The organism is Streptomyces sp. NPDC107581 (assembly GCF_055657175.1).
This window is the reverse complement of the sequence record NZ_JBVKBH010000002.1, coordinates 580,548-605,538: the sequence shown is the minus strand read 5'-3', so window position 1 is coordinate 605,538 and position 24,991 is coordinate 580,548. Positions and strand designations below refer to the sequence as shown.

At 72.6% G+C, this 24,991-nt stretch carries 24 protein-coding genes and 2 pseudogenes; 16 read left to right on the top strand and 10 right to left on the bottom strand.

The annotated features are described in order from the left end of the window. Window positions 1-2: 2 nt before the first annotated feature. From ACZ7P3_RS06255 to ACZ7P3_RS06235, 5 genes are all read left to right on the top strand, one after another. Window positions 3-989: a carbohydrate ABC transporter permease gene (locus ACZ7P3_RS06255; RefSeq protein ID WP_472079289.1), complete on the top strand. Its 987-nt coding sequence runs from the start codon at window positions 3-5 to the stop codon at window positions 987-989. 76 nt (window positions 990-1,065) lie between these two features. After that, window positions 1,066-1,905: a carbohydrate ABC transporter permease gene (locus ACZ7P3_RS06250; RefSeq protein ID WP_472079437.1), complete on the top strand. Its 840-nt coding sequence runs from the start codon at window positions 1,066-1,068 to the stop codon at window positions 1,903-1,905. Between the two features lie 29 nt (window positions 1,906-1,934). After that, window positions 1,935-3,299: a GH1 family beta-glucosidase gene (locus ACZ7P3_RS06245; RefSeq protein ID WP_472079287.1), complete on the top strand. Its 1,365-nt coding sequence runs from the start codon at window positions 1,935-1,937 to the stop codon at window positions 3,297-3,299. 241 nt (window positions 3,300-3,540) lie between these two features. Then, on the top strand, window positions 3,541-4,167 hold the full coding sequence (locus ACZ7P3_RS06240; protein ID WP_472079285.1) for a hypothetical protein: 627 nt from the start codon (window positions 3,541-3,543) through the stop codon (window positions 4,165-4,167). Between the two features lie 39 nt (window positions 4,168-4,206). Continuing rightward, window positions 4,207-4,932, top strand: coding sequence for a YcnI family protein (locus tag ACZ7P3_RS06235; RefSeq protein WP_472079283.1), 726 nt, complete (start codon window positions 4,207-4,209; stop codon window positions 4,930-4,932). A gap of 55 nt (window positions 4,933-4,987) precedes the next feature. Here ACZ7P3_RS06235 and ACZ7P3_RS06230 read toward each other — a convergent pair whose 3' ends face one another. Continuing rightward, the gene (locus ACZ7P3_RS06230) at window positions 4,988-5,752 is read right to left on the bottom strand and encodes a CDP-alcohol phosphatidyltransferase family protein (protein ID WP_472079281.1); all 765 of its coding nucleotides are present in this window, start codon (window positions 5,750-5,752) and stop codon (window positions 4,988-4,990) included. 107 nt (window positions 5,753-5,859) lie between these two features. Between ACZ7P3_RS06230 and ACZ7P3_RS06225 the strand changes: the two genes are divergently transcribed. From ACZ7P3_RS06225 to ACZ7P3_RS06205, 5 genes and pseudogenes are all read left to right on the top strand, one after another. Further along, window positions 5,860-6,849, top strand: coding sequence for a zinc-dependent alcohol dehydrogenase (locus tag ACZ7P3_RS06225; RefSeq protein WP_472079279.1), 990 nt, complete (start codon window positions 5,860-5,862; stop codon window positions 6,847-6,849). Between the two features lie 113 nt (window positions 6,850-6,962). Further along, window positions 6,963-7,361: a 6-pyruvoyl trahydropterin synthase family protein gene (locus tag ACZ7P3_RS06220; RefSeq protein ID WP_472079277.1), complete on the top strand. Its 399-nt coding sequence runs from the start codon at window positions 6,963-6,965 to the stop codon at window positions 7,359-7,361. Beyond that, the gene (locus tag ACZ7P3_RS06215; protein WP_472079275.1) at window positions 7,358-8,605 is read left to right on the top strand and encodes a glycosyltransferase family 4 protein; all 1,248 of its coding nucleotides are present in this window, start codon (window positions 7,358-7,360) and stop codon (window positions 8,603-8,605) included. The genes ACZ7P3_RS06220 and ACZ7P3_RS06215 overlap by 4 nt, the downstream gene beginning before the upstream one ends. Continuing rightward, window positions 8,602-9,666, top strand: a complete 1,065-nt coding sequence (locus ACZ7P3_RS06210) for a methyltransferase domain-containing protein (RefSeq protein ID WP_472079273.1) — start codon at window positions 8,602-8,604, stop codon at window positions 9,664-9,666. The genes ACZ7P3_RS06215 and ACZ7P3_RS06210 overlap by 4 nt, the downstream gene beginning before the upstream one ends. Then, a pseudogene (locus tag ACZ7P3_RS06205) lies at window positions 9,663-10,883 on the top strand (lysylphosphatidylglycerol synthase transmembrane domain-containing protein); the annotation flags it as partial. The gene ACZ7P3_RS06210 and the pseudogene ACZ7P3_RS06205, both read left to right, overlap by 4 nt. A gap of 53 nt (window positions 10,884-10,936) precedes the next feature. Here the strand turns inward: ACZ7P3_RS06205 and ACZ7P3_RS06200 are convergent. Next, complete coding sequence (locus tag ACZ7P3_RS06200) at window positions 10,937-11,713, bottom strand: creatininase family protein (RefSeq protein ID WP_472079271.1); 777 nt, start codon at window positions 11,711-11,713, stop codon at window positions 10,937-10,939. A gap of 38 nt (window positions 11,714-11,751) precedes the next feature. Between ACZ7P3_RS06200 and ribA the strand changes: the two genes are divergently transcribed. The 3 genes and pseudogenes from ribA to ACZ7P3_RS06185 all read left to right on the top strand — a co-directional run bounded on the left by ribA (window position 11,752) and on the right by ACZ7P3_RS06185 (window position 14,560). Continuing rightward, the gene (gene ribA, locus ACZ7P3_RS06195) at window positions 11,752-12,411 is read left to right on the top strand and encodes a GTP cyclohydrolase II (RefSeq protein WP_472079269.1); all 660 of its coding nucleotides are present in this window, start codon (window positions 11,752-11,754) and stop codon (window positions 12,409-12,411) included. 33 nt (window positions 12,412-12,444) lie between these two features. Further along, entirely contained in the window at window positions 12,445-13,419 is a 975-nt protein-coding gene (locus tag ACZ7P3_RS06190; protein ID WP_472079267.1) for an ornithine cyclodeaminase family protein, read from the top strand. Then, window positions 13,416-14,560, top strand: a pseudogene (locus tag ACZ7P3_RS06185) (NAD(P)/FAD-dependent oxidoreductase). The gene ACZ7P3_RS06190 and the pseudogene ACZ7P3_RS06185 overlap by 4 nt, the downstream one beginning before the upstream one ends. A gap of 125 nt (window positions 14,561-14,685) precedes the next feature. Here ACZ7P3_RS06185 and ACZ7P3_RS06180 read toward each other — a convergent pair. The 3 genes from ACZ7P3_RS06180 to ACZ7P3_RS06170 are packed head-to-tail and all read right to left on the bottom strand — an operon-like array spanning window position 14,686 to window position 17,952. Next, the gene (locus ACZ7P3_RS06180; protein WP_472079265.1) at window positions 14,686-15,909 is read right to left on the bottom strand and encodes a serine hydrolase domain-containing protein; all 1,224 of its coding nucleotides are present in this window, start codon (window positions 15,907-15,909) and stop codon (window positions 14,686-14,688) included. Between the two features lie 55 nt (window positions 15,910-15,964). Then, window positions 15,965-17,377 (bottom strand): MFS transporter, encoded by a 1,413-nt coding sequence (locus tag ACZ7P3_RS06175; RefSeq protein ID WP_472079263.1) that lies wholly within the window; start codon window positions 17,375-17,377, stop codon window positions 15,965-15,967. Continuing rightward, the gene (locus ACZ7P3_RS06170) at window positions 17,374-17,952 is read right to left on the bottom strand and encodes a TetR/AcrR family transcriptional regulator (RefSeq protein ID WP_472079261.1); all 579 of its coding nucleotides are present in this window, start codon (window positions 17,950-17,952) and stop codon (window positions 17,374-17,376) included. Before ACZ7P3_RS06170 ends, ACZ7P3_RS06175 begins: the two co-directional genes overlap by 4 nt. A gap of 90 nt (window positions 17,953-18,042) precedes the next feature. Between ACZ7P3_RS06170 and ACZ7P3_RS06165 the strand changes: the two genes are divergently transcribed. Continuing rightward, window positions 18,043-18,480: a PPOX class F420-dependent oxidoreductase gene (locus ACZ7P3_RS06165; RefSeq protein WP_472079259.1), complete on the top strand. Its 438-nt coding sequence runs from the start codon at window positions 18,043-18,045 to the stop codon at window positions 18,478-18,480. A gap of 123 nt (window positions 18,481-18,603) precedes the next feature. On the opposite strand, the gene ACZ7P3_RS06160 is transcribed toward ACZ7P3_RS06165, so the two are convergent. Then, window positions 18,604-19,599 (bottom strand): NAD(P)-dependent oxidoreductase, encoded by a 996-nt coding sequence (locus ACZ7P3_RS06160; protein WP_472079257.1) that lies wholly within the window; start codon window positions 19,597-19,599, stop codon window positions 18,604-18,606. On the opposite strand from ACZ7P3_RS06160, the gene ACZ7P3_RS06155 reads away from it, so the two are divergent. After that, on the top strand, window positions 19,598-20,194 hold the full coding sequence (locus ACZ7P3_RS06155) for a TetR/AcrR family transcriptional regulator (RefSeq protein ID WP_472079255.1): 597 nt from the start codon (window positions 19,598-19,600) through the stop codon (window positions 20,192-20,194). The genes ACZ7P3_RS06160 and ACZ7P3_RS06155 overlap by 2 nt on opposite strands. 54 nt (window positions 20,195-20,248) lie before the next feature. Then, window positions 20,249-20,590 (top strand): VOC family protein, encoded by a 342-nt coding sequence (locus tag ACZ7P3_RS06150; protein WP_472079253.1) that lies wholly within the window; start codon window positions 20,249-20,251, stop codon window positions 20,588-20,590. A gap of 338 nt (window positions 20,591-20,928) precedes the next feature. Here the strand turns inward: ACZ7P3_RS06150 and ACZ7P3_RS06145 are convergent, their stop codons facing one another. From ACZ7P3_RS06145 to pgi, 4 genes are all read right to left on the bottom strand, one after another. Then, the gene (locus tag ACZ7P3_RS06145) at window positions 20,929-21,594 is read right to left on the bottom strand and encodes a TetR/AcrR family transcriptional regulator (RefSeq protein WP_472079251.1); all 666 of its coding nucleotides are present in this window, start codon (window positions 21,592-21,594) and stop codon (window positions 20,929-20,931) included. Window positions 21,595-21,855: 261 nt separating this feature from the next. Beyond that, a complete protein-coding gene (locus tag ACZ7P3_RS06140) occupies window positions 21,856-22,449 on the bottom strand; it encodes a histidine phosphatase family protein (protein ID WP_472079249.1) in 594 nt (197 codons plus the stop codon). A 6-nt stretch (window positions 22,450-22,455) separates the two neighbouring features. Further along, a complete protein-coding gene (gnd, locus tag ACZ7P3_RS06135; protein WP_472079247.1) occupies window positions 22,456-23,334 on the bottom strand; it encodes a phosphogluconate dehydrogenase (NAD(+)-dependent, decarboxylating) in 879 nt (292 codons plus the stop codon). Window positions 23,335-23,341: 7 nt separating this feature from the next. Then, complete coding sequence (pgi, locus tag ACZ7P3_RS06130; RefSeq protein WP_472079245.1) at window positions 23,342-24,991, bottom strand: glucose-6-phosphate isomerase; 1,650 nt, start codon at window positions 24,989-24,991, stop codon at window positions 23,342-23,344.

Below are 24,991 nucleotides of genomic sequence, written 5' to 3'. Positions count from 1 at the left end.
AGATGACGACCACCGCTCTGAAGGAGCCGGTGCGCAGGACGTCCCCCGGTGCGGCGCGCGGACCCCGCCGCCGCACCGGGCGGATCCGCCGCGTCTCGCTGCCGTACCTGCTGCTCCTGCCCGCCCTGCTCCTCGAACTCCTCGTCCACCTGGTGCCGATGGTCATCGGCGTCGTGATGAGCTTCAAGGAGCTCACCCAGTTCTACATCCGCGACTGGGGCACCGCCCCCTGGGCGGGCCTCGACAACTACAAGGTGTCGGTGGACTTCGACGCGCCCGTCGGCGAGGCGCTGCTGCACTCCTTCTTCGTCACCGTCGGATTCACGCTGCTGTCGGTGGCCCTGTGCTGGCTGACCGGCACCGCCGCCGCCGTCTTCATGCAGGACACCTTCCGCGGCCGCGGTCTGCTGCGCGCCCTGTTCCTGGTGCCGTACGCGCTGCCCGTCTACGCGGCCGTCATCACCTGGGTGTTCATGTTCCAGCACGACAACGGCCTGGTGAACCACGTCCTGCACGACCAGCTCCATCTCACCGGCAAGCCCTCCTTCTGGCTCATCGGGGACAACAGCTTCTACGCCCTGCTGACCGTGTCCGTGTGGAAGGGCTGGCCGTTCGCCTTCCTCATCGTGATGGCCGGCCTGCAGAACATCCCGAGGGAGCTGTACGAGGCGGCCGCGCTGGACGGCGCCGGGATGTGGCAGCAGATCCGCCGCATCACCCTGCCCTCGCTGCGCCCGGTCAACCAGGTGCTGGTCCTGGTGCTGTTCCTGTGGACCTTCAACGACTTCAACACGCCGTACGTCCTGTTCGGCAAGGCCGCACCCGAGGCCGCCGACCTCGTCTCGGTCCACATCTACCAGGCCTCCTTCGTCACCTGGAACTTCGGCACCGGCTCCGCCATGTCCGTGCTGCTGCTGCTCTTCCTGCTGGTCGTGACCGGCGTGTACCTGCTGGTCACCTCGCGCGGACGGAGGACCGCCGATGTCTAGCCCCGGCTCCGCGATGTCCAGCCCCGGCCGCGCGACGTCGAGCTCCGGATCAGCGATGTCCAGCTCCAGATCCCCGATGGCGCCGCCCCGCTCGTTCCTGTGGTCCCGGCGGATCTTCCTCACCCTGCTCACCGGCTTCGTGCTGGTGCCGGTGTACGTGATGGTCTCCAGCTCGCTGAAGCCCCTCGCGGACGTCACGGGCAAGTTCCGCTGGCTGCCCAGCGGGCTGACCTTCCGGCCGTACATCGACATCTGGTCCACGGTCCCGCTCGCGAAGTACTTCGTGAACTCGCTGATCGTGGCGGGCGCGGCGACGATCTGCTCGGTGGTCATCGCCGTGTTCGCCGCCTACGCCGTCAGCCGCTACGAATTCCGCGGCAAGCGCGTCTTCACGGTGACCGTCCTGTCGACGCAGATGTTCCCGGGCATCCTCTTCCTCCTCCCGCTGTTCCTCATCTACGTCAACATCGGCAACGCCACCGGCATCGCCCTGTTCGGCTCACGCGGCGGGCTGATCCTGACCTATCTGACCTTCTCGCTGCCGTTCTCCATCTGGATGCTCATCGGCTACTTCGACTCGGTGCCGCGCGAGCTGGACGAGGCGGCCCTGGTGGACGGCTGCGGACCGCTCGGCGCGCTCCTCAGGGTCGTCGTACCGGCCGCGATCCCCGGGATCGTCGCGGTCGCCGTCTACGCCTTCATGACCGCGTGGGGAGAAGTGCTCTTCGCGTCCGTCATGACCAACGACACCACCCGGACCCTGGCCGTCGGCCTCCAGGGCTACTCCACCCTGAACGACGTCTACTGGAACCAGATCATGGCCGCCTCGCTCGTGGTGAGCGTGCCGGTGGTCGCCGGGTTCCTGCTCCTTCAGCGCTATCTCGTCGCCGGTCTGACCGCAGGCGCCGTCAAGTGACCGGATCCGCACACCTCGAAGGGACTTCCGTGTCCGAACGCATCGACCTCGCCGCACTCCCGCACGACTTCCTGTGGGGTACGGCCACAGCGGCGTACCAGATCGAAGGGGCCGTCGCCGAGGACGGCCGATCACCGTCGATCTGGGACACCTTCTCGCACACCCCGGGGAAGGTCGCGAACGACGACAACGGCGACGTCGCCTGCGACCACTACCACCGCTGGCGCGAGGACCTCGCCCTGATGCGGCAGCTCGGCGTCAACGCCTACCGGTTGTCCGTGGCCTGGCCCCGGGTGATCCCCGGCGGGGACGGCCCGCTCAACCCCAAGGGCCTCGCGTTCTACGACGAGCTGGTGGACGCCCTGCTGGAGGCGGGCATCACCCCGTGCGTGACCCTCTACCACTGGGACCTGCCGCAGGTGCTCCAGGACCGCGGCGGCTGGCCGGAACGGGCGACGGCGTTCGCGTTCGCCGAGTACGCCTCGGCCGTCGCCGAGCGCCTCGGCGACCGCGTCAAGCTCTGGGCCACCCTCAACGAACCCTCCTGCTCGGCCTGGATCGGCCACCTGGAGGGCAGGATGGCCCCCGGCCGGACCGACCTGACCGCCGCCGTACGCGCCTCCTACCACCTGCTCCTGGGGCACGGCCTGGCCACGCAGGCGGTCCGCGCCGCCGCCCCCGGCGCCCAGGTCGGCATCGTCAACAACCTCTCCACCGTGCACGCCGCCACCGACCGCCCCGAGGACCTGGCGGCGGCCCGCCGCCACGACGGCCATGTCAACCGCTGGTGGCTCGACCCGCTGCACGGCCGCGGCTTCCCCGCCGACATGGTCGAGACGTACGGCGTCGGACTCCCCGAGGAGCCGGGCGACCTGGAGACCATCGCGGCACCGCTGGACTGGCTCGGCCTGAACTACTACTTCCCGGCGTACATCGCCGACGACCCCGACGCCCCCGCCCCCCGGGTCCGTTCCGTGCGCCGCCCGGACGTCCCGCGCACCGGCATGGACTGGGAGATCGACGCGAGCGGCATCGAAACGCTGCTGCTGCGCGTCACCGAGGAGTACGGCCCACGGAAGATCTATGTCACCGAGAACGGCTCGGCCTTCCCGGACGTGGTCCGCCCCGACGGCACCGTCGACGACCCGGAGCGCCAGGAGTACCTGGAGCAGCACCTGGCCGCCTGCGCCTCGGCGGCCCGCAAGGGCGCTCCGCTGGCCGGCTACTTCGCCTGGTCGCTGCTGGACAACTTCGAGTGGGCGTACGGGTACGCGAAGCGCTTCGGACTCGTCCACGTCGACTACCGCACCCAGGTGCGCACGATCAAGGGCAGCGGACACCGGTACGCGGACATCGTCCGCGTCCACCGCGGCCACACACGCCGGGCCGCCTGAGCCGGGGCCCGGACGACCGGTGGGCGGGGGAACGGGAGCCCCTGCCCACCGGTCCGCATTCCCGCGGCCCCCGGTCAGTCCTCGCCCCGGCACCGCTGCTGCCGTCCTCGGCGCGTCGGCGGTGGCATCCGTGGGTGGCCTGCGGCGTCCCGGGCCCGTCCGTCGCCGCCACGGCCGGACGGGTGACTGAACAGGGCATCGGTGCCGTACGTATCACCCGACCATGGGAGGATCCCTCACCATGAGTGCGTCGTCGGCGACCAGGAGCCTGCGCGCCGCGGTGTTCGCCGCGGTGTGTGTGCTGCTGGCTGCCGTCGGGCACGGTCTGGCCATGGGGGACATGCCGCCGCTGTGGGCGGACGCCGTCGCCTTCCTGGCCGTCTTCGCGCTCGGCTGGGCGCTCGGCGGACGACGGGAGCGGTCGCTGGCCGGCATCGGCGCGGTCATGCTCCTCACCCAGGCCGGCCTGCACATCGCCTTCGACGCGGCCCATCGGGGTACCAGTCCGGTCCCTGCGGGTTCCTTGCGCATGGCATCCATGCCCGGTCACGCCATGGCGATGATGCACACCCGGGCCCAGCCGATGCACGCCCACCCGACGGCCCACGCCACCGCCGCGCACCTCCTCGCCGCCCTGATCGCCTCCTGGTGGCTCAGGCAGGGCGAGGCCGCGCTGTGGTCGCTGCTGCGCCGCGCCGTCGTGCTCGTGCCGGCGGGGCTCGTCGCCTGGTGGCGCGGCGCCCGGCTGCCCGTCCCCGCCGGCCCCGCCCTGCGGGCCCCGGCCGGTCCCGAGCCGCCCCGCCGGCCCGCGCTGCGGCACGCGGTGAGCCGCCGTGGACCCCCGGCTCCGATCCCGTACCCGGCCTGATCACCCACACACGTCACCCGTACGGAGATCCACTTACTCATGTCCATGACACGCATCACCCTGCGCCGTGCCGGCACCCTCACCGCCCTGACCGCCGCCGGGCTCCTCGCCGCGGCCGGCGTCGCCTCCGCGCACGTCACCGTGCACCCGGAGAGCTACGCCAAGGGGGCCACGGACGGCGTGCTCACCTTCCGCGTGCCCAACGAGGAGGACAACGCCTCCACCACCAAGGTGCAGGTCTTCCTGCCCACCGACCACCCCGTCCTCGGCGTCCTGGTCCACCCGCAGGCCGGCTGGACCGCCAAGGTGACCACCACCAAGCTCAAGAAGCCGGTCAAGACCGACGACGGCACCATCACCGAAGCCGCCTCCGAGATCACCTGGACCGGCGGGAAGATCGGCGCCGGACAGTACGAGGACTTCGACGTCGCCTTCGGCCAGCTGCCCGAGGACACCGACCAGCTGTCGTTCAAGACGCTGCAGACCTACTCCGACAACAAGGTCGTGCGCTGGATCGAGGAGCCGAGCGGCGGGGACGAGCCGGAGAACCCGGCGCCGGTGCTCAAGCTCACCGCGGGCGGTGGGACCGCCGCCGGTGACAGCGCTGCCGCGCCGGCGAAGAGCACGTCCGCCGGCACGTCCAAGGCCGCGGACGCCAGTGACTCCACGGCCCGCGGCCTCGGCATCGCCGGGCTGATCGTGGGCGTCCTGGGCCTCGCGGCCGCCGCGTTCGCGATCGTCCGGGTCCGCTCCGCACGGTCGTAGGCACACGGGGAAGGGCCCGGACCGGCTACCGGTCCGGGCCCTTCCCCATGCGCCCTCAGCGTGCCGCGAGCTCCAGCACCCTCGGCTCGGCGACCGCCTCGTGCGCGATCGAACGGGAGTTCCGCCACAGCCACAGCACATCCCGCCCGAACGACCACACCAGCGAGCCCAGCGCCAGCAGTACGACCGCCAGGTTGGCCGCGTGAGGCAGCAGCTCGGCGCCCGCCAGCAGCAGGCAGACACCCTGGATGGCGGCGACCGTCTTGCGGGCGAAGGACGGGGGCAGCGGGGCGTTCAGCCAGGGGGCGACGCGGGCCGCCGCGACGAACGCGTAGCGCATGGAGCCGATGAGCAGCGCCCACGGGCCCAGCTGCATCGCCACGTACACGCTCAGCACCAGGATCAGGAACGCGTCGACCTCCATGTCGAACCGGGCGCCGAGCGCGCTGGAGGTGCCGGTGCGGCGGGCCACCTTGCCGTCCACGCCGTCCAGGATGAGCGCCACGGCGGTCAGGCCGATCAGCAGCGTGACCGGCGGCGCGCTCTCGAAGGAGTCGGCGACCAGCGCGGTCACCCCGCCGACCAGGGTGGCCCGGCCCAGGGTGACCCGGTTGGCGGGCCCGAAGGAGCTGAGCCGGGAGCGGTGCAGCGCCCGGGAGAGGACCGCCCAGGTGGCGAACGCGAAGGCCAGCCCCGTCAGCCAGCCGGCCGGCCCCATGCCGATCGCCGTGCCGAGCAGGGCCAGCAGCAGGAGCTGTACACCCGCTCCCACGGCGGTCTCCTGCTGGAGCCTCGCGTCAAAAGTGTTGTTCAGGGCCACCGCACACCCTCCGGCCGAGTGACAGAGTCGATCAACGCCGCGTACTGTGCGCGGCCTGTGCACTTCTCGGTACGTGAACAACTTCCCGATCGTTCAGGAGGATGCCGATGAACCGGTCGGCCCGCGCGTTCTGGCTCCGCTCACCGGGCCACGGCGAGCTGCGTGACATCACTCTCGCGGACCCCGCCGAGGACGAGGTCGTGGTCCGCACGCTCTGCTCCGGAGTCAGCCGCGGCACCGAGACACTGGTCTTCCGCGGCGGGGTGCCCGAGAGCCAACACGCCGCGATGCGGGCGCCGTTCCAGGACGGCGACTTCCCCGGCCCGGTGAAGTACGGCTACCTGAACGTCGGCATCGTCGAGGAGGGACCGGAGGCGCTCGTCGGGCGTACGGTCTTCTGCCTGTATCCGCATCAGAGCCGTTACGTCGTTCCGGTGAACGCCGTGACCGTGGTGCCCGAGCGGGTGCCCGCCCGGCGGGCCGTTCTCGCGGGGACCGTGGAGACCGCCGTGAACGCCCTGTGGGACGCGGGCCCGCAGATCGGTGACCGTATCGCGGTGGTCGGCGGCGGCATGGTCGGCTGCTCGGTGGCGGCGCTGCTCGCCCGCTTCCCGGGGATACGGCTGCAACTGGTCGACGCCGACCCGGCCCGCGCGAAGACCGCCGAGGCGCTCGGCGTGGACTTCGCCGCACCCGCCGACGCCCTGGGCGACTGCGACCTCGTCATCCATGCCAGCGCCACCGAGCAGGGCCTCGGCCGCTCCCTCGAACTCCTCGCCGCCGAAGGTACGGTCGTCGAACTGAGTTGGTACGGCGACCGGCGCATCGCCCTGCCGCTCGGCGAGGCCTTCCACTCGCGCCGGCTCACCGTGCGCAGCAGCCAGGTCGGCACCGTCTCCCCGTCCGCACGGGCCGGCCGCGGCTACGCCGAGCGGATGGCGCTCGCCCTCGACCTGCTCGCCGACCCGGCACTGGACGCCCTCATCACCGGGGAGAGCGCCTTCGACGAACTGCCGGAGCTGATGCCCAGGCTCGCCTCCGGCGAGATCCCGGCCCTGTGCCACCGCATCTCCTACGGCGAGAACGGCCTGACCTGAGAAAAGAGTGAGGGAGGGCTGAACGCGGGGAAGCGAAGAGCCGTACTACACGTCATCCCCCGGCAGGGAATCGACCGGGGGCACCAGACGCGCCGCACCTGGAGGGTCGTCCGTTGTTCAGCATCACCGTCCGCGATCACATCATGATCGCCCACAGCTTCCGCGGCGACGTGTTCGGTCCCGCGCAGCGACTGCACGGCGCCACGTTCCTCGTGGACGCCACGTTCCGCCGTGAGCAGCTGGACGAGGACAACATCGTCGTCGACATCGGCCTGGCCACCCAGGAACTGGGCGCCGTCACCGGCGAGCTGAACTACCGCAACCTCGACGACGAGCCGGAGTTCGCCGGGATCAACACCTCCACCGAGTTCCTGGCCAAGGTCATCGCCGACCGGCTCGCCGAACGCGTCCACAAGGGGGCCCTCGGCGAGGGCGCCAAGGGACTCTCGGGCATCGCCGTCACCCTGCACGAGTCGCACATCGCCTGGGCGAGTTACGAGCGTGCGCTGTGACCGATCTGACCCTGGAGAAGACCGAACAGGCACGGCTCGCCTATCTGCCCGCGCAGCCGTCCGCCCCGTCCGCGGCCCCCACGGCCTCCTCCGTCTCCTTCGCCCCGCCCGCCCCCTCCGCCGCCGAGAACGCCGGGATCGTCCCCATGTCCCTGCGCACCGTGCACTTCGTGATGCCGGGCGGCGTCGACGACCCGGCCATGCCGAGCGGCGGCAACGCCTACGACCGCCGGGTCTGCCTGGACCTGCCGGGCTTCGGCTGGCAGGCCGTGCGGCACGCGGTGCCCGGCAGCTGGCCGCGCCCACGGCCGGAAGACCGCGACGCGCTCGCCCGCATGCTGCGGGACCTGCCGGACGACACCGTCGTCCTGCTGGACGGACTGGTCGCCTGCGGTGTCCCGGAGGTCGTCGTGCCCGAGGCCGAACGGCTGCGGCTCGCGGTGCTGGTGCATCTGCCGCTCGGCGACGAGACCGGCCTGGACGCCGCCGTGGCCGCCGACCTGGACGCCCGCGAGCGGGCGGTGCTGCGGGCCGTGCCCGCGGTCGTCGCCACCAGCGACTGGGCGGTCCGCCGACTCGTCTCGCACCACGGCCTGGCCCCCGAACGGGTGCATGTCGCCGCCCCCGGCGCCGACATCGCACCCCTCGCGCCCGGCACCGACGGCGTCTCCCAGCTGCTGTGCGTCGCCGCCGTCACCCCGCGCAAGGGCCAGCACCGGCTGGTGGAGGCACTGGCCGCGGTCACCGACCTGCCCTGGCGCTGCGTGTGCATCGGCGGACTGACCAACGACCCGGAGTACGTCGCCCACTTGCGGGACCTGATCCGCCGGCACGGCCTGGAGGACCGCCTGCAGCTCGCCGGACCGCAGACCGGCGCCGCACTCGACGCCGGCTACGCGGCGGCCGACCTGATGGTCCTCACCTCGTACGCGGAGACGTACGGCATGGCGATCACCGAGGCGCTCGCCCGAGGGATCCCGGTGCTGGCGACCGACGTCGGCGGTGTGCCCGAGGCGGTGGGCCGCGCCCCCGACGGCGGCGTCCCCGGCATCCTCGTCCCGCCGGAGGACCCCGCCGCGCTCGCCGCCGAACTGCGCGGCTGGTTCGGCGAACCCGATGTACGCCGCCGGCTGAAGGCAGCCGCTCGCAGCCGCCGCGCGGCTCTGGGCGGCTGGGCGGCGACCGCCCGCAGCCTGGCCGCGGTCCTCGGCCGGCTTCCCGAAGCACCGAGGAGGGTGGCATGACGGACACGACGACGGTGACCGGGGGCATCCCGGCCCAGCCCGGGCCCCGCGAAACGGAGTTCGCCCGCGACGGCGAGGAGCTCGCGCCGGGCACCGCGGCGCAGGAGAACTGCCCGTCCGGGGTGGCAGGGCACGAGAGCGGTCCGTCCGGGGTGATCGCCGGCGCCGGGCCCGTGGCCCGCCCCGGCGAGCGGGCCACGGTGCGGCTGCGCGACGACGAGCCGGAGGAGGCGCCGCGGTACGCGCCCGAGTGGCTGCAGCTGCGCGAAGGTGTCGACGCCGCCGCCCGGTCGGAGGACCTCCTGGACGCCTTGCGGATCCGGCTGGCCACCGTGCCGGGCCGGGCGGGCGGTCTCGTCGTGCACGACCTGGGCTGCGGCACCGGCTCCATGGGCCGCTGGCTCGCGCCCCGCCTGGACGGCGCCCAGCACTGGATCCTGCACGACCGCGACCCCTACTTGCTGCACTTCGCCGCCGTCGCCTCCGCGCGGTCCGCCGCCGACGGCAGCCGGGTCACGGTCGAGACGCGGCGCGGCGACCTCGCCCGGATCACCCCCGACGCGCTGGCCGGGGCCTCGCTGGTGACCGCCTCGGCGCTGCTGGACGTCCTCACCCACGAGGAGATCGACAGCCTCGCCGACGCCTGCGCGGGCGCGGGCTGCCCGGCCCTGCTCACCCTGTCCGTCGCGGGCCGTGTCGAACTCACCCCCTCCCACCCGCTGGACGCCGAGATCGCCGAGGCGTTCAACGCCCACCAGCGGCGCACCGGGCTGCTCGGTCCGGACGCGGTCACGGTCGCCTGCGAGTCGTTCGCCGAACGCGGAGCGACGGTACAGGTGCATCCGAGCCCGTGGCGGCTCGGTCACGCCGAGTCCGCGCTGACCGAACAGTGGCTGCGCGGATGGGTCGGCGCGGCCGTCGAACAGCGGCCCGAACTACGCGATCGCGCCGAGAGCTATCTGACCGAGCGCCTGGCCGCCTGCGCCGCCGGCGAGTTGCGGGTGGTGGTCCAGCACAGCGACCTGCTGGCCCTGCCCCGGCCGACGGGCGGCACCTCATGAACGGCCAGGCGGTGCGCACCGGCACGCGCCCGCGCCCGATACCGCTGGACGCCCCGGCACGCAGGACTCCGCTGGGCACGACCGACGTGCATGTGAAGTCCCCGGGTGCGACGGACGTACATGCGAAGGCTGCGGGTGCGACCGACGTGCATGTGAAGGCTCCGGGCACGACCGACGTGCATGCGAAGGCTGCGGGTGCGACCGACGTGCATGTGCAGCCCCTGGGTTCGGCGGACGCGGGTGCGCCGAGTGCCGGTCCGGCCGGGTTCCCGCGCCCCCGCACGCCCGAGCCCGCGGCGCCCGACGCCTCCGGGCCCACCGGGCGCAGCGCCCCCCGCACCTTCTTCTCCCGCCTCAACTCCCGTACCGTACGTACCCACTTCGGCACGGTCGTCGGCGTCGCCATCCTCGCCGCCCTGCTCTGGCGGCTGGGCACCGGCGTCCTGCTCGACGGGCTGCGGCGGATCGACACCGTGACGTTGCTCGCGGCCCTGGGGATCGGCGTGGTCACCACCGTGTTCAGCGCGTGGCGCTGGCAGCTGGTGGCCCGGGGCCTGCGGATCCGGCTGCCGTTCGGACCCGCGGTGGCCGACTACTACCGGGCGCTGTTCCTGAACGCGGCGCTGCCCGGCGGGATCCTCGGCGATGTGCACCGGGCCGTCCGGCACGGGCAGAGCGCCGGTGATCTGCGCCGCGGTGTGAAGACGGTCGTACTGGAGCGGGTCGCCGGGCAGATCGCGCTGACCGTCTTCGGTGCGGCGGTGCTGCTGACCCTGCCGTCGCCCGTCCGGGACGACGTCCGCGGCTTCGCCCCGCTCGCGGCCCTGGCCGCCGTGGGCGCGCTCGCCGTCGTCCTCGCGCTCCGCATGAACCGTGCCCCGGCCCGACGCGGCGCGCTGCGCACCGCCCTCGGTGAGGCGCGGCAGGGGCTGCTGTCCCGGCAGGCCGGCCCCGGTGTCGCGCTGGCCTCGGCCGTCGTCCTGGCCGGACACGTGGCGATGTTCGTCGTCGCGGCCCGGGTCGCCGGATCCGCCGCCTCCGTACCGGTGCTGCTCCCGCTCGCGGTCCTCGCCCTGGTCGCCATGGGCCTGCCGTTGAACGTCGGCGGTTTCGGCCCCCGCGAGGGCGTCACCGCCTGGGCGTTCGGCGCCGCGGGACTCGGCGCGAGCAGCGGAGTCACCGTCGCCGTGGTGTACGGCGTGCTCAGCTTCGTGGCAAGCCTGCCCGGCGCCGTCGTCCTCGTCGCCCGCTGGTACACCGGGCTGCGCGGCTATCCCCGTTCGTCCCCGGCCCCGTCGGCCGAGGTGAGCAATGCGAACGTCGCGCCGAAGGATTCCACCAGGCTCGCCAGCAGTTCCTTCCCCTTTTCCGCCGAGCCCAGGGAAGGACGGCCGATGACGCCCGACTCGGTATAGGCGGACATTCCCACGGTGAGCAGATGACGACGGTCGTCCGCGGTGAAATCGGCGGACTCGTAACCAGGGCGGACGAATTCGGGGTGAGCGTGCAGCAGAATCGAGGTCTCGATTTCCCCCGCGTGCATGTCGGTGAGCAGCGAGGTGAGCACCCCGGCCCGCTCCCGGGCCGCCTCCCAGTCCTCGGCGGCCGGGAACAGCGCCGCCTTCTCCCCGCGCGCGGAGGCCTCCTGGACGACATTGCCCAGCACGTAGTTGCCGCCGTGCCCGTTGACCACGACCAGCGCGTCCACACCGGAGCGGCGCAGCGAGTCCGCGATGTCCCGGACCACCGCATGCAGGGTCACGGCGGAGATGCTGACGGTCCCCGGCCAGGCCGCGTGCTCGTGCGAGCAGCCGATCGTCACCGGCGGAAGGAGGTGTACCGGATACGCCTCGGCGATCTCCCGTGCCACGGCACAGGCGACGAGCGTGTCGGTCGCCAGCGGAAGGAAGGGACCATGCTGTTCGAAGCTGCCGACGGGAAGGACGGCGACCTGTGCTGAAACGCCCGCCCCCCGCATCCGTACGTCTTCCGTAGTGTCTGCCGGCACTACCCCGTATGCCGCCGTACGCGCGCCCGAACCACTCATCTTTTCCCGGCCTTTCGTCTCTGCTTAGGAATCAGATCATGACAGAAAACATCGGCATCCTCGGCAAGAAGTCCCCGCGGCGTTCGGGTGCGGAACGCGTTGTGAATGCACCGCTGCCCACCGTGTACGGGAAATTCCAGGCGATCGGTTACCTGGACCACGACCGCGGTGACGAGCAAGTCGCCCTCGTCCACGGTGAGATCGGCACCGAGAACGTTCTGGTGCGGCTGCATTCCGAGTGCCTGACCGGAGACGCCTTCGGCTCGCAGCACTGCGAGTGCGGCGACCAGCTGTCGTCGGCGATGCGTGCGGTCGTCGCCGAAGGCAGCGGCATCGTCGTCTACTTGAGGGGTCACGAAGGCCGCGGCATCGGCCTGCTCGCCAAGCTGCGCGCGATGGCCCTGCAGGCGGAGGGGCTGGACACGGTCGAGGCGAACCTGGCGCTCGGCCTGCCCGTCGACGCCCGCGACTACGGTGTCGCCGCGCAGATCCTGCACGACCTCGGGGTGCGCTCGGTGCGGCTGCTGTCGAACAACCCGCGCAAGCGCGAGGCGCTGGTGCGGCACGGCATCCAGGTGGCCGAGCAGGTGCCACTGCTGATCGAGCCGTGCGAGAGCAACATCACCTATCTGCGCACCAAGCGGGAGCGGATGGATCACATCCTGCCCCACCTGGACGCGGTCGCCCACGGCTCCTGATTCGGCGGGCGGCCGTCCGGACAGGATCAGGGGATGACCGACGACGAAGTCCTCTTCCTCTCCGCGGCCCAGGTGACGCGGCTGCTCGACGCGGACGCGGCGATCGCCTCCCAGCGGGCGGCCTTCACCGCGCTCGGCACCGGTGAGGCCGACCAGCCCGGGAAGATCATGGAGCCGAGCCGCTTCGACGACAGCGTGGTCTTCGCCTACGTCTCCCGGCTGTCCAAGGAGACCGGGGCGGTGGCGAAGTTCGGCAGCGTCAACCCGGGCAACGCGGCGGCCGGACTGCCCACCGTGCACGCCGTCGTCACCGCGCTCGACCCGGAGACCGGCCGGCTCGCCGCCGTGCTGGACGGCACCGCGCTCACCACGCTGCGCACGGCCGCGGGCAGCGCCGTCGCCGTGGACGCCCTGGCCGTGCCCGGCCGCACCGAACTGGCCCTGCTCGGCTCCGGCACCCAGGCCCTCGCCCACGCCCGCATGATCTCCCGGGTGCGCGAGGTGACGGCGGTACGGCTGTGGAGCCCCGACCCGCACCGGCGCGCGGCCGCAGCGGACAGCCTGGCCGGCGTGCTCGGGGTGCCCGTCCGGGCGGCGGACAGCGCCGAGGAGGCCGTGACCGGGGCGTCGGTGGTCGCCGCCTGCACCCTCAGCACGACACCGGTGGTGCGCGGCGCATGGCTGGCACCCGGCTGCACAGTGGTCAGCATCGGCTCCTTCGAGCCCACCCGCCGGGAGGCCGACCCCGAGGTCCTACGACGTGCCGCCGCCGTCGTCGTCGACGATGCCGGAACGGCGGCCGGGCACGCCGGACCGGTGGTGGACGCCCTGCGCGACGGTCTGCTCGCCCCGGACGACCTCGTCCCGCTCGGGGAGGTGCTCACCGGGCACCGTGGCGCCCGCACCTCCCCCTCGGACATCCTGTACTACAACAGCGTCGGACTCGGCATCCAGGACGCGGCGGCCGCCTGGGCCGTGATCCGCGCCGCGAGGGAGGCAGCCGGGTGAACCTCGGGGCCCGCGTGGTCGTCGTCGGCGGCGGAGTGATGGGCACGAGCATCGCCTGCCACCTCGCACGCGCCGGGGTCCGGGACGTCGTCCTGGTCGAGCGGGACGAACTCGCCGCCGGCTCCACCTCCAAGGCCGCGGGCGGGGTGCGGGCGCAGTTCTCCGACGCACTGAACATCCAGCTCGGCGCCCGCAGCCTGGAGGCCTTCGCCAGGTTCGAGGAGGAGACCGGCCAGGACATCGGGCTGCACCGGGTCGGCTATCTGTTCCTGCTCTCCACGCCCGGGCAGGTCGCCTCCTTCGAGGCGGGGGTCCGGCTGCAGAACTCCCTCGGCGTACCCAGCCGGATGCTCACCCCGGGGGAGGCCCGTAGGCTCTCGCCGCTGATCACCACCGACGGCCTGCCGGCCGCCGCCTGGTCCCCGGACGACGGCCACTGCACGCCGGAGGCGGTCGTGCACGGCTACGCGGCCACCGCCCGTGCCCACGGCGCCCGCATCCTGCGCCGCACCGAGGTCACCGGCATCGAACGGCACGGCGCCGGCGTCACCGCCCTCACCACCAGCCTGGGCCGCATCACCACCGACACGGTGATCTGCGCGGCCGGCGCCTGGTCGAGGGCGATCGGCGCGATGGTGGACGTCGACCTCCCGGTGGAGCCGCTGCGCCGGCAGATCGCCGTCACCGAACCGGTGCCGGGTCTGCCGCCCGGGCTGCCGATGACGATCGACTTCACCACCAGCCTGTACTTCCATGCCGAGGGCCCCGGCCTGCTGCTCGGCATGTCCGACCCGGACGAGCGGCCGGGCTTCGCCACCGGCACCCACGACCGCTGGATCCCCCGGCTGTGCGAGGCGATGCAGCGGCGTGCCCCGCCCTGCTCGACCTGCGCCGCACCGGAGGCTGGGCGGGCCTGTACGAGAACACCCCCGACCACAACGCCCTGATCGGCGAGGCGCCTTCGGTGCACCGCTTCCTGTACGCGACCGGCTTCTCCGGGCACGGCTTCCTGCAGGCACCCGCCGTGGGCGAGATCGTCCGCGACCTGTACCTCGGCCGCGCGCCCTTCCTGGACGTCCGTCCGCTCGGTGCCGGCCGGTTCACGGACGACGCCCCGCGCCCCGAGACCACCGTGGTGTGACCGTGCCGCACCCCGCAGCGGATCTTCACCCCACGGCCCGGTCGGCGGACCGTGAGCGAGACGCCGCACGGTCCCGTGCCGGCCCGCGGTGGTGACTTCCCCGGGGAAGGGCCGTGGCCGAGCCGTCAGTCCACCAACGCCTCGTGCACCAGCCGGCGCAGCTCCGGGAAGACCTTCAGCGTCCTGGGCCGTACCTGGGTCATGAACTGCACGGTCAGATCGTGGCTCGGGTCGACCCAGAAGGCGGTGGTGGCCACGCCGGTCCAGCCGTAGGTGCCGAGGCCCTGCGGGACCAGGGTGCGGGCGGGGTCGACGACCACGGAGACGTTGAAGCCGAAGCCGAGGCCGTCGTTGCTCCGCTCCTGGTGGACGGGGGAGCCGAAGGAACGGCGGTCCGCCCCGCCGGGCAGCTGGTTGCGGGTCATCCGGGCGACCGTGCCGGGCGACAGCAGGCGGGCGCCGTCCAGCTCGCCGCCCCGGCGCAGCATCTCCATGAACCGGTGGAAGTCCCCGGCCGTGGCCACGATGCCGCCGCTGCCGGACAGGAACCGCGGTCTGCCGTGCACGGGCAGCCCCGGCACCGGCGTGATGCCGCCGTCCTCCGTCTCGCCGTACAACTCGGCGAGTCGTGCGATCTGTTCGGGAGCGAGGTGGAATCCGGTGTCGGTCATGCCGAGCGGACGGAAGATCCGCTCGGCGAAGAACTCGTCCAGCGGCTGTCCGGAGACCACCTCGATCACCCGGCCCAGCACATTGGAGGCGACCGAGTAGTTCCACTGCGTGCCCGGCTCGAACTGCAGCGGCAGGCTCGCGTACACCTCGACCGTCTCGGCGAGGTCGGCGCCCGGTGGCACGGAGTACTCCAGGCCGGAGGAGCGGTAGAGCGCGTCGACGGGGTGCTGGTGGTAGAAGCCGAAGGTCAGGCCCGCCGTGTGGGTCAGCAGATGCCGGATCAGGATCGGACCGTCGGCCGGGCGCGTGCGCATCCCGGTACCCGAACCGCTCTCGTACACACGGGGGTTGGCGAACGCCGGAAGGTACCGGTCGACCGGGTCGTCCGGGGACAGCCGGCCCTCCTCCACCAGCTGGAGCACCGCGACCGCCGTGACGGGCTTGGTCATGGAGTAGATCCGCCACAGGGTGTCGGCCTCCACCGGCAGCCCCGCCGCGATGTCCCGGTGGCCGTGCACGGTGAGGTGGGCGACGCGGCCGCCGCGGGCCACGGCCACCAGATAGCCGGGCAGCCGCCCTCCGTCGACGTGGTGGGCGAAGTGCCGGTCGAGACGGTCGAGGGCCTTGGCGTCCAACCCGACTTCTTCCGGGCCGACTTCCTGTCGCAGCTGGGCCATCGCTCTCCTTCGGTCGCATCGTGCGCGTGCGGTCCGGCCGGGACGACCTGACACCTCATGGTCGCGCAGGAACACCGGCTCGGGCCTGCTCATCAGGGGTGTGTGTGATCGACGCGACGCCGCGGCCCGGCAGCGCACGCGCCACGGGCACGGCGCACAGGGCCACGGCGGCGAGCGTGAGCAGCGCCGTGCGTGGCCCCGCACCCATCAGCGCGGTGCCCGCGGCCACGCCGACGAGGGGCCCGACGTTCAGCGCGGTCTGCTGCAGCCCGCCCGCCACTCCGGCCACCGCCACGTCCGCACGCCGTACGACGACATGGGTGGCCGCCACCATCACCGTGCCGAATCCGGCGCCGAGCAGCGCGAATCCGGAGCCGAGCGCAAGCACGCCGGTGGCCCGGGACAGCACCAGGACGCCCAGCGCGAGCGCCGCCGTCGCCCCTCCCGCCGTCCACCGTGCCCCCACCCGGCGCAACAGCACCGGGCACAGCGGGGCGGACAGCACCATCAGCACCGCCAACGGCAGGCTGCGCAGGGCACTGTGGAACGGATCGAGGCCCAGCCGGCGCTGCAGGACGTACGTCTCGACGAACAGCGTGCCGAACAGCGAGGCCGACACGGCGACGAGCAGGCCGAGTGCCGCCCCGACGGCCCGCGATCCGATCACCTCGGGCGGCAGCAGCGGGCTCGCGGCCCGCCGCTCGTGCCGCACGAAGGCGGCACCGGCGAGCGCGGCACCGGTGAGCCCGGCGGCGGTGGCCGCTCCGGAACCGGGCAGCGCGGCCAGCGTGTGCACGAGACAGGCCAGCGTGATCGCGAGGAGCAGGGCACCCGGGAGGTCCAGGGAGGCGGACGGCGGCTGCGGGCCCGGCGCGCCCTGTGCGGCGTGCCGTTCCGCAGGGGCGGTGGGCTGCTGCGTACGGTCCGCGCCCGTCAGCACCGCCGTGAGGCCGAAGCCCGTCGCCGGCAGCACGCCGAGGAAGAACACCGCCCGCCAGCCCAGGCCGCTCACCAGCGCACCGCCCACCACCGGCCCGGCGGCCGCCGCCAGACCGATCGCGCTGGTGCGCACCGCGAGCGGCATCGCCAGCCGGTCCGGCGGGTAGGCGGCGCGCAGCATGCCGAGCGTGGCCGGTTGCAGCAGCGCCCCGAACACCCCCTGCGCGAGCCGCAGCCCGATCACCCAGCCGATCCCGGGCGCGAGACCGATGCCGGCCGAGGCCGCGCCGAATCCCAGCATGCCGATCGCGAACATCCGCCGTTGCCCGTACCGGTCGCCGAGCCGTCCCGTGAACACCAGCAGGCTCGCCACCGCGACGAGATACGCGGTGCTGGTCCACTGCACCTGCGCGAACGAGGCGTGCAGCGCCCGTTGCAGGGTGGGCTGGGCGACCGTGAGGACCGTACCGTCCAGGGCGACGAGCACGGCGCCCGCCACACTGCACGCCAGCGCCGGCCGGCGGTTCACCGGTCGCCCTGCGGGCCCAGATGGGCGAGCAGAGCCGCCTCCATCAGCGGTGCGAAGTCGGCGTCACCGGTGGCCAGTTGGAGACTGCCCCAACGCCACAGCTGGGCGATGCCGTGCAGGTTGGCCCACAGGGCGCCCGCGGCGCGCCGCGCGTCGGCCTCCGGGCGGACCCGGCCCACCAGATCCGCGAGCAGGCCGAAGAGCGGCAGACTCGTCCCGCGCAGCCCCAAGTGCCCGCTCTCCAGCAGGTCATGGCGGAACATCAGCTCGTACATGCCGGGGTTGTCCCGCGCGAACTCCAGGTAGGTACCGGCCAGCTCGGTCACCTGCGTGCGCGGATCACCGCCGCCCGCCAGGGCCGTCCGCGCGCGCTCGCCCAGGTCGGCGAACCCCCGCCGGGCGATGGCGGACAGCAGCTCCAGATGGGTGGGGAAGTGGCGCCGCGGTGCCCCGTGCGAGACCCCCGCGCGGCGGGCGATCTCGCGCAGCGTCAGTGCCTGGGTGCCCTCGGCGGCCACCAGCTCCACTCCGACGTCGATCAGGCGGGACCGCAGCCCTGTGTCGTTCTCGGTCATGGACAGTGTCTACCAGCCGGTAGTAGACACTGTCTACTCGTGGTGCGCGGCTCGGGAATGCGCGGCCCGCCCGGCCGAGTTGACGTGGGTATGACTCAGGACGCCACGCAGGACGCACTGCTGCAGCTGCTTTCCCAGGAGAAGGGCGGGGTGCTGGTGACCCTCAGGAAGGACGGCCGCCCCCAGCTGTCCAATGTCAACCACGCCTACTACCCGGACGAGCGGGTCATCCGTGTCTCGCTGACCGACGACCGTGCCAAGACCCGCAATCTGCGCCGTGACCCCCGCGCGTCCTACCACGTCACCACCGCCGACCGGTGGGCGTACGCGGTCGCCGAGGGCACGGCCGATCTGACGCCGGTCGCCCGGGATCCCTACGACGAGACGGTGGAGGAACTGGTCCGGCTCTACCGGGACGTCCAGGGCGAGCACCCGGACTGGGACGACTACCGGGCCGCCATGGTCCGCGACCGCCGGCTCGTCCTGAGGCTGCACGTCGAGCGGGCGTACGGCATCTCCAGGGGCTGAGAGGGGTGACCGGGGCCGCGTCGGGCGGCCGAGGCCGACGCCGACCGCGACCGACCGCGGCCGACCACAGACGGCCGAGGCCGCAGGGGGGCGACGGAGGCGACGGGGACCGAGCGGGCTGACTTACGGTGCCTCGGTGGTCCGTGCCTCGGCGGTCCGTGCCTCGATGGCCCGCAGTACGGCCACCATGTCCTGCCCGCCGTGGCCCTGTGTCACGGTCTCCTCGAACAGGGCGTGGCACACGTCGAGCAGCGGCGAGGCGAGATGTGCCCTGCGGGCCGCCTCGGCGATGAGCCGGTTGTTCTTCAGTACGTCCAGGGCGGCGGCCTGCACCGCGAAGTCCCGCTCGCGCAGCTTGGGCGCCTTCATCCGGGAGACCCCGCTGGCCATGGGGCCCGCATCCAGCACCTCCAGGAACAGCCGCCGGTCCAGGCCCTGCCGGTCGGCGAAGTGGAAGGCCTCGGTCAGTCCGGTCACCAGGGTGATCAGGAAGAGGTTCACGGACAGCTTCATCAGCAGGGCGCCCGGGACCGCACCGCACCCGAACGACTCCCGGCACAGCGGGGCGAGCAGCGGCCGTACGGCGGCCACGGCGGCTTCCTCGCCGGCGAGCATGGTCACCAGGTGCCCCTGCTCCGCCGGGACGCGGGACCCGGAGACGGGCGCCTCCACGTAACTCCCGCCCGCTCCTCGGACGTCGCTCTCCAGGGCGCGGGAGTACTCGGGGGAGGTCGTTCCCATGTGGACGACGGTCCGCCCGGCGACCCGCGCGGCGAGGGCCGGGGTGCCGCGGCCGAGGACGCCGTCGAGCGCCGCTTCGTCGGCGAGCATCAGCAGGACCACCCCGGACCGTGCGAACACCTCGTCGGCGTCCGCGGCGACCTCGGCGCCGGCCGCGCGCAGCGGCTCGGCGCGCTCCGGGGTCCGGTTCCACACCACGAGGGGCAGGCCGGAGGCCGCCAGCCGCAGCGCCATGGGCTGACCCATCACTCCGAGACCGATGAATCCCACGTTCACGGGGGCTGCCCTTCGCTCGACGGGCCGACTATGACCGCTGTCATAGTAGCGACTGTTATGACGCCGGTCATAAGGTGGACGGGAGGATCGGAGGACGGACATGGCCGACACGCGCTACGGACCGCGCGAGCGGATGGTCTTCAGCGCGGCCCAGCTGATCCGGCGCGACGGAGTCGGCGCGACCGGTATGCGGGACGTCGCCGCGCACGCGGGTGCGCCGCGCGGCTCGCTCCAGCACTACTTCCCGGGCGGCAAGGAACAGCTGGTCAACGAGGCTGTGGCCTGGGCCGGCCGGTACGCCGGCAAGCGCGTCGCACACTTCCTCGCCGGGCTCGACGAGCCGACGCCGAGCGGACTGTTCGCGGCGATGACGGCCCAGTGGACCCATGAGTACGCGACGCACGGCTTCGCCGCCGGGTGCCCGGTCGCCGCAGCGACCGTGGACTGCTCGGCCGCGGAACCCTCCACCCGCGAGGCCGCGGCTGCCGCGTTCGCGACCTGGTGCGGCCCGGTCGCCGAGGCCCTGACCGGCATGGGGGTGCCCGCCGCCCGGGCCGGCTCCCTCGCCACCTTGATGGTCAGCACCCTGGAGGGCGCGATCCTGATGGCCCGGGCCGAACGGGACGTGGGTCCGCTGACGACCGTCGTACGAGAGCTCGGGCCCCTGCTCGACGCCGCGGTGGTCTCCTCCCGGTGAGACGCGGGCCGGTGGGTGCTTGCTCCGCCGGGCATCCCGCACTAGCCTCCGCCCGTGATCAATGGGGCACATGTGGTGATCAACAGCCGGAACGCCGAGGCCGACCGGACCTTCCTCCGTGACGTCCTCGGGTGGGCGCACGTCGACGCCGGCCACGGCTGGCTGATCTTCCAGGCGCCGCCCGCGGAGGTGGCCTGCCATCCCACGGACGGCGAGCCGTCGCACGAGCTGATGCTGATGTGCGACGACCTGGAGGCGACGCGGGAGCAACTCGCCGAGCGGGGCGTGGAGTTCGCGGAGCCGGTCGAGGAGGCGCGCTGGGGGCGGGTCACCGCGCTCCGGCTGCCCGGCGGCGGCCGGCTCGCCCTGTACGAGCCGCGCCACCCACGGCCGTAGGGCCGAGAGGGGCCGAGCACACGGCACACGGGATCCATGGCACGGCACACGGGCCCAGCGCACGGCGTACAGGCCGCATCGCACGGCATAGGCCGCGTCGCACGGCGCACGGGCCAATCGCACGGCACACGGGCAAGGCGCACGACGTCCGGGTTCAGCGCAGGGCACACGGGTCAAGCGCACGGCACACGAGTGGGGCGCACGGCAGCCGAGTAAGCGCATGACGGCAGAGCCGAGCCCGGCAGCCGAGCTCGTGCCGACTCGGCCGCCCCGGCGCAGGGTGGAGGAGCGGCGGCGCGAAGGACCGGATCCCGGCCGGACGTACCTGCGCGACGGGGTCAGCCGGCCGTCCGGTCCGCCGTGAGGTAGGCGATCACCATGTCGCCGAGCATGGTCCGGTAGTGCTCGCGCTGTGCCGGATCCACCAGGTCACGGCCGAACAGGACGGCGAACGTGTGCCGGTTGGCGACCCGGAAGAAGCAGAAGGAACTGATCATCGCATGCAGGTCGACGGCGTCGGCGTCGGCCGTGAACAGCCCCGACTCCCGCCCGGCGGCCAGGATGCGGCGGATCACCTCCAGGGCGGGCGAACCGAGCCGCCCGAGCTTCCCGGAGGCGGCGATGTGCTCGGCGCCGTGGATGTTCTCCATGCTGACCAGACGGATGAAGTCCGGGTGCCGCTCGTGGTGGTCGAAGGTCAGCTCGGCCAGCCGCCGGATCGCCGCGACCGGGTCCAGGTCCTCGACGTCCAGCCGCTGCTCGGCCTCCCGGATCACGCCGTACGCCCGCTCCAGCACGGCCGTGAACAGCTGCTCCTTGCCACCGAAGTAGTAGTAGATCATCCGCTTCGTGGTGCGGGTGCGGGCCGCGATCTCGTCGACCCGGGCGCCGTCGTAGCCGGCCCGGGCGAACTCCTGCGTGGCCACGTCGAGGATCTCGCCCCGGGTGCGGGCGGCGTCACGCATCCGCCCGTCGGCTCGCACCGGTTCGTCGACGCTGGTCATCGGGTTCCTTCGGGCCGTCGGGGCGGGGGAGCGGTTCGCTCGTGCGCGCGTGCCGGTGATTCTAGAAGCACGGCCCGGCGCCGCGGCCGGGTTCTTCCGGGAGAACCGTCCGGCCCGTACGGAGAACGCACTGGTGCGTACACCGGCTGCGGCCGGCAGGAGGCCGCGGAAGCCGGACACGGGCCGCGGCCGGCGAAGCCCCTCCGGCGGTACGACGGCGGCCCGGGTCACACGGGGTGACCCGGGCCGCGTACAGGGCTGTTACGGGTGTCTGTTCCACTCGGCGATCACGGGGCGCCCGTGCTCCGTGGAGAGCCGGCTGACCGTGCCGGTCGCCAGCTGGAACAGGCGGCCCTCGGCGGGCGGCAGACCCAGCCGGCGGGCGGTGAGCACCCGCAGGAAGTGGGCGTGCGCCACCAGGATCACGTCACCGCCGTCCCCGGCGAGCGCCGTCTCCACCCGGGCCAGCACCCGGTCGGCGCGGGCCCCGATCTCCTCGGGCGACTCTCCGGGACGGCCCTCGGGCCCGGGCGGTACGCCGTCGGTCCACAGGTCCCAGGCGGGACGGGCGCGATGGATGTCGACCGTGGTGACGCCCTCGTAGCCGCCGTAGTCCCACTCGTGCAGATCCGGGTCGGGCACCGCCCCGGTCAGGCCCGCCAGTTCGGCGGTGCGGATCGCGCGGCCCAGCGGACTGGTCAGCGCGAGGGAGTAGGTCCGTTCGGTGAGGAGCGGGGACAGGGACTTGGCCTGTTCCTCGCCGTGCGTGGTGAGGGGCAGGTCGGTCCAGCTGGTGTGCTGTCCCGACAGGCTCCACTCCGTCTCACCGTGGCGGACCAGCAGGAGGTCGCCCACGGTTGCTCAGTCCTTCTTCTCTACGGCGTGCCCGCCGAACTGGTTGCGCAGCGCGGCGACCATCTTCATCTGCGGGGAGTCGTCCTGCCGCGAGGCGAAGCGGGCGAACAGCGAGGCGGTGATCGCCGGGAGCGGCACCGAGTTGTCGATGGCGGCCTCGACCGTCCAGCGGCCCTCGCCGGAGTCCTCCGCGTACCCGCGCAGCTTCTCCAGGTGCTCGTCCTCGTCCAGCGCGTTCACCGCGAGGTCCAGCAGCCAGGACCGGATGACGGTGCCGTCCTGCCAGGAGCGGAACACCTCGCGCACGTTCTCCACCGAGTGGACCTTCTCCAGCAGCTCCCAGCCCTCGGCGTAGGCCTGCATCATGGCGTACTCGATGCCGTTGTGGACCATCTTCGAGAAGTGCCCGGCGCCGACCCGGCCCGCGTGGACGTAGCCGTAGGGGCCCTCCGGCTTGAGCGCCTCGAAGATGGGCTTCAGCCGCTCCACGTGCTCCTTGTCGCCGCCGACCATGAGCGCGTAGCCGTTCTGCAGGCCCCACACGCCGCCGGAGACGCCCGCGTCGACGAAGCCGATGCCCTTGATGCCGAGTTCGGCGGCGTGCTTCTCGTCGTCCGTCCAGCGGGAGTTGCCGCCGTCGACCACCGTGTCGCCCGGGGACAGCAGGTCCTTGAGCTCGTCGACGACGGTCTGCGTGGCGGTGCCGGCCGGGACCATCACCCAGAGGGTGCGCGGCGCGTCGAGCCGTTCGACCAGTTCTTCGAGGCTCTTGACGTCGGAGACTTCGGGGTTGCGGTCGTAGCCGATGACGGTGTGGCCGGCGCGGCGGATCCGCTCGCGCATGTTGCCGCCCATCTTGCCGAGACCGATGAGACCGAGCTGCATGATCAGTTCACTTCCTGAGAGAGCGGTAGGCGGCGACGAGGGCCGTGGTGGACGGGTCGAGACCGGGCACCTCGGCGCCCATGGTCAGAGCGGGCTCGATGCGCTTGGCGAGGACCTTGCCCAGCTCCACGCCCCACTGGTCGAAGGAGTCGATGTTCCAGACGGCGCCCTGGACGAACACCTTGTGCTCGTAGAGCGCGACCAGCTGGCCGAGCACGGACGGGGTCAGCTCGGCGGCGAGGATCGTGGTGGTGGGGTGGTTGCCGCGGAAGGTGCGGTGTGCCACCTGCTCCTCGGCCACGCCCTCCGCGCGGACCTCCTCGGCGGTCTTGCCGAAGGCGAGAGCCTGGGTCTGGGCGAAGAAGTTGGCCATCAGCAGATCGTGCTGGCCCTTGAGCGCGTCGCTCAGCTCGGCCACCGGCCGGGCGAAGCCGATGAAGTCGGCCGGGATCAGTTTGGTGCCCTGGTGGATCAACTGGTAGTAGGCGTGCTGCCCGTTGGTGCCGGGCGTGCCCCACACGACCGGCCCGGTCTGCCACTCGACCGGCCGGCCCTCCCGGTCCACCGACTTGCCGTTGGACTCCATGTCCAGCTGCTGGAGGTAGGCGGTGAACTTGGAGAGGTAGTGGCTGTACGGCAGCACCGCGTGCGACTGGGCGTCGTGGAAGTTGTTGTACCAGATGCCCAGCAGGCCCAGCAGCAGCGGTGCGTTGGCCTCGGCGGGAGCGGTGCGGAAGTGTTCGTCGACCAGGTGGAAGCCGTCGAGCATCTCCCGGAAGCGGTCCGGGCCGATGGCGATCATCAGGGACAGGCCGATCGCGGAGTCGTAGGAGTACCGGCCGCCGACCCAGTCCCAGAACTCGAACATGTTGTCCGGGTCGATGCCGAACTCGGTGACCTTCTCCGCGTTGGTGGACAGGGCCACGAAGTGCCGGGCGACCGCCTTCTCGTCGCCGAGCGCGTCCAGCAGCCAGGAGCGGGCCGAGGTCGCGTTGGTGATCGTCTCGATGGTGGTGAAGGTCTTGGACGCGACGATGAACAGGGTCTCCGCCGGGTCCAGGCCGCGGGTGGCCTCGTGCAGGTCGGCGCCGTCCACGTTCGACACGAACCGGAAGGTCAACTCCCGTGCCGTGTAGGCGCGCAGGGCCTCGTACGCCATCGCCGGGCCGAGGTCGGAGCCGCCGATGCCGATGTTGACGACATTGCGGATCCGCTTGCCGGTGTGGCCGGTCCACTCGCCCGAGCGGACCCGCCCGGCGAAGCCGGCCATCTTGTCCAGGACGGCGTGCACGGCCGGGACGACGTTCTCCCCGTCGACCTCGACCACGGCGTCCCGCGGGGCACGCAGTGCGGTGTGCAGGACGGCCCGCCGCTCGGTGACGTTGATCCTCTCCCCGCGGAACATGGCGTCCCGCAGTGCGAAGACGCCCGTGGCGGCGGCGAGTTCCCGCAGGAGGGCCAGGGTCTCGTCGGTGATCAGGTGCTTGCTGTAGTCGATGTGCAGATCGCCGGCCCGTACGACGTACCGCTCGGCGCGGCCGGGGTCCGTCGCGAACAGTTCGCGCAGCTGCGGCTGTCCCCCGGCGCGGTGGTCGGCGAGGGCCGTCCACTCGGGCCGGCGGGTGAGCTCGGTGGTGTCTGACGGTGCGTCGGACAT

Excerpts from the sequence above, each read along its gene's own strand:
- ACZ7P3_RS06240 (WP_472079285.1), top strand. The coding sequence starts at position 3,541 with ATGAGTGCGTCGTCGGCGACCAGGAGCCTGCGCGCCGCGGTGTTCGCC.
- ACZ7P3_RS06145 (WP_472079251.1), bottom strand. The coding sequence starts at position 21,594 with ATGACCAGCGTCGACGAACCGGTGCGAGCCGACGGGCGGATGCGTGAC.
- pgi (WP_472079245.1), bottom strand. The coding sequence starts at position 24,991 with ATGTCCGACGCACCGTCAGACACCACCGAGCTCACCCGCCGGCCCGAG.
- ACZ7P3_RS06160 (WP_472079257.1), bottom strand. The coding sequence starts at position 19,599 with ATGTCCGTCCTCCGATCCTCCCGTCCACCTTATGACCGGCGTCATAAC.
- ACZ7P3_RS06225 (WP_472079279.1), top strand. The coding sequence starts at position 5,860 with ATGAACCGGTCGGCCCGCGCGTTCTGGCTCCGCTCACCGGGCCACGGC.
- ACZ7P3_RS06200 (WP_472079271.1), bottom strand. The coding sequence starts at position 11,713 with ATGAGTGGTTCGGGCGCGCGTACGGCGGCATACGGGGTAGTGCCGGCA.
- ACZ7P3_RS06165 (WP_472079259.1), top strand. The coding sequence starts at position 18,043 with ATGACTCAGGACGCCACGCAGGACGCACTGCTGCAGCTGCTTTCCCAG.
- ACZ7P3_RS06190 (WP_472079267.1), top strand. The coding sequence starts at position 12,445 with ATGACCGACGACGAAGTCCTCTTCCTCTCCGCGGCCCAGGTGACGCGG.
- ACZ7P3_RS06250 (WP_472079437.1), top strand. The coding sequence starts at position 1,066 with ATGGCGCCGCCCCGCTCGTTCCTGTGGTCCCGGCGGATCTTCCTCACC.
- ACZ7P3_RS06210 (WP_472079273.1), top strand. The coding sequence starts at position 8,602 with ATGACGGACACGACGACGGTGACCGGGGGCATCCCGGCCCAGCCCGGG.
- ACZ7P3_RS06180 (WP_472079265.1), bottom strand. The coding sequence starts at position 15,909 with ATGGCCCAGCTGCGACAGGAAGTCGGCCCGGAAGAAGTCGGGTTGGAC.
- gnd (WP_472079247.1), bottom strand. The coding sequence starts at position 23,334 with ATGCAGCTCGGTCTCATCGGTCTCGGCAAGATGGGCGGCAACATGCGC.
- ACZ7P3_RS06235 (WP_472079283.1), top strand. The coding sequence starts at position 4,207 with ATGTCCATGACACGCATCACCCTGCGCCGTGCCGGCACCCTCACCGCC.
- ACZ7P3_RS06155 (WP_472079255.1), top strand. The coding sequence starts at position 19,598 with ATGGCCGACACGCGCTACGGACCGCGCGAGCGGATGGTCTTCAGCGCG.
- ACZ7P3_RS06170 (WP_472079261.1), bottom strand. The coding sequence starts at position 17,952 with ATGACCGAGAACGACACAGGGCTGCGGTCCCGCCTGATCGACGTCGGA.
- ribA (WP_472079269.1), top strand. The coding sequence starts at position 11,752 with ATGACAGAAAACATCGGCATCCTCGGCAAGAAGTCCCCGCGGCGTTCG.
- ACZ7P3_RS06255 (WP_472079289.1), top strand. The coding sequence starts at position 3 with ATGACGACCACCGCTCTGAAGGAGCCGGTGCGCAGGACGTCCCCCGGT.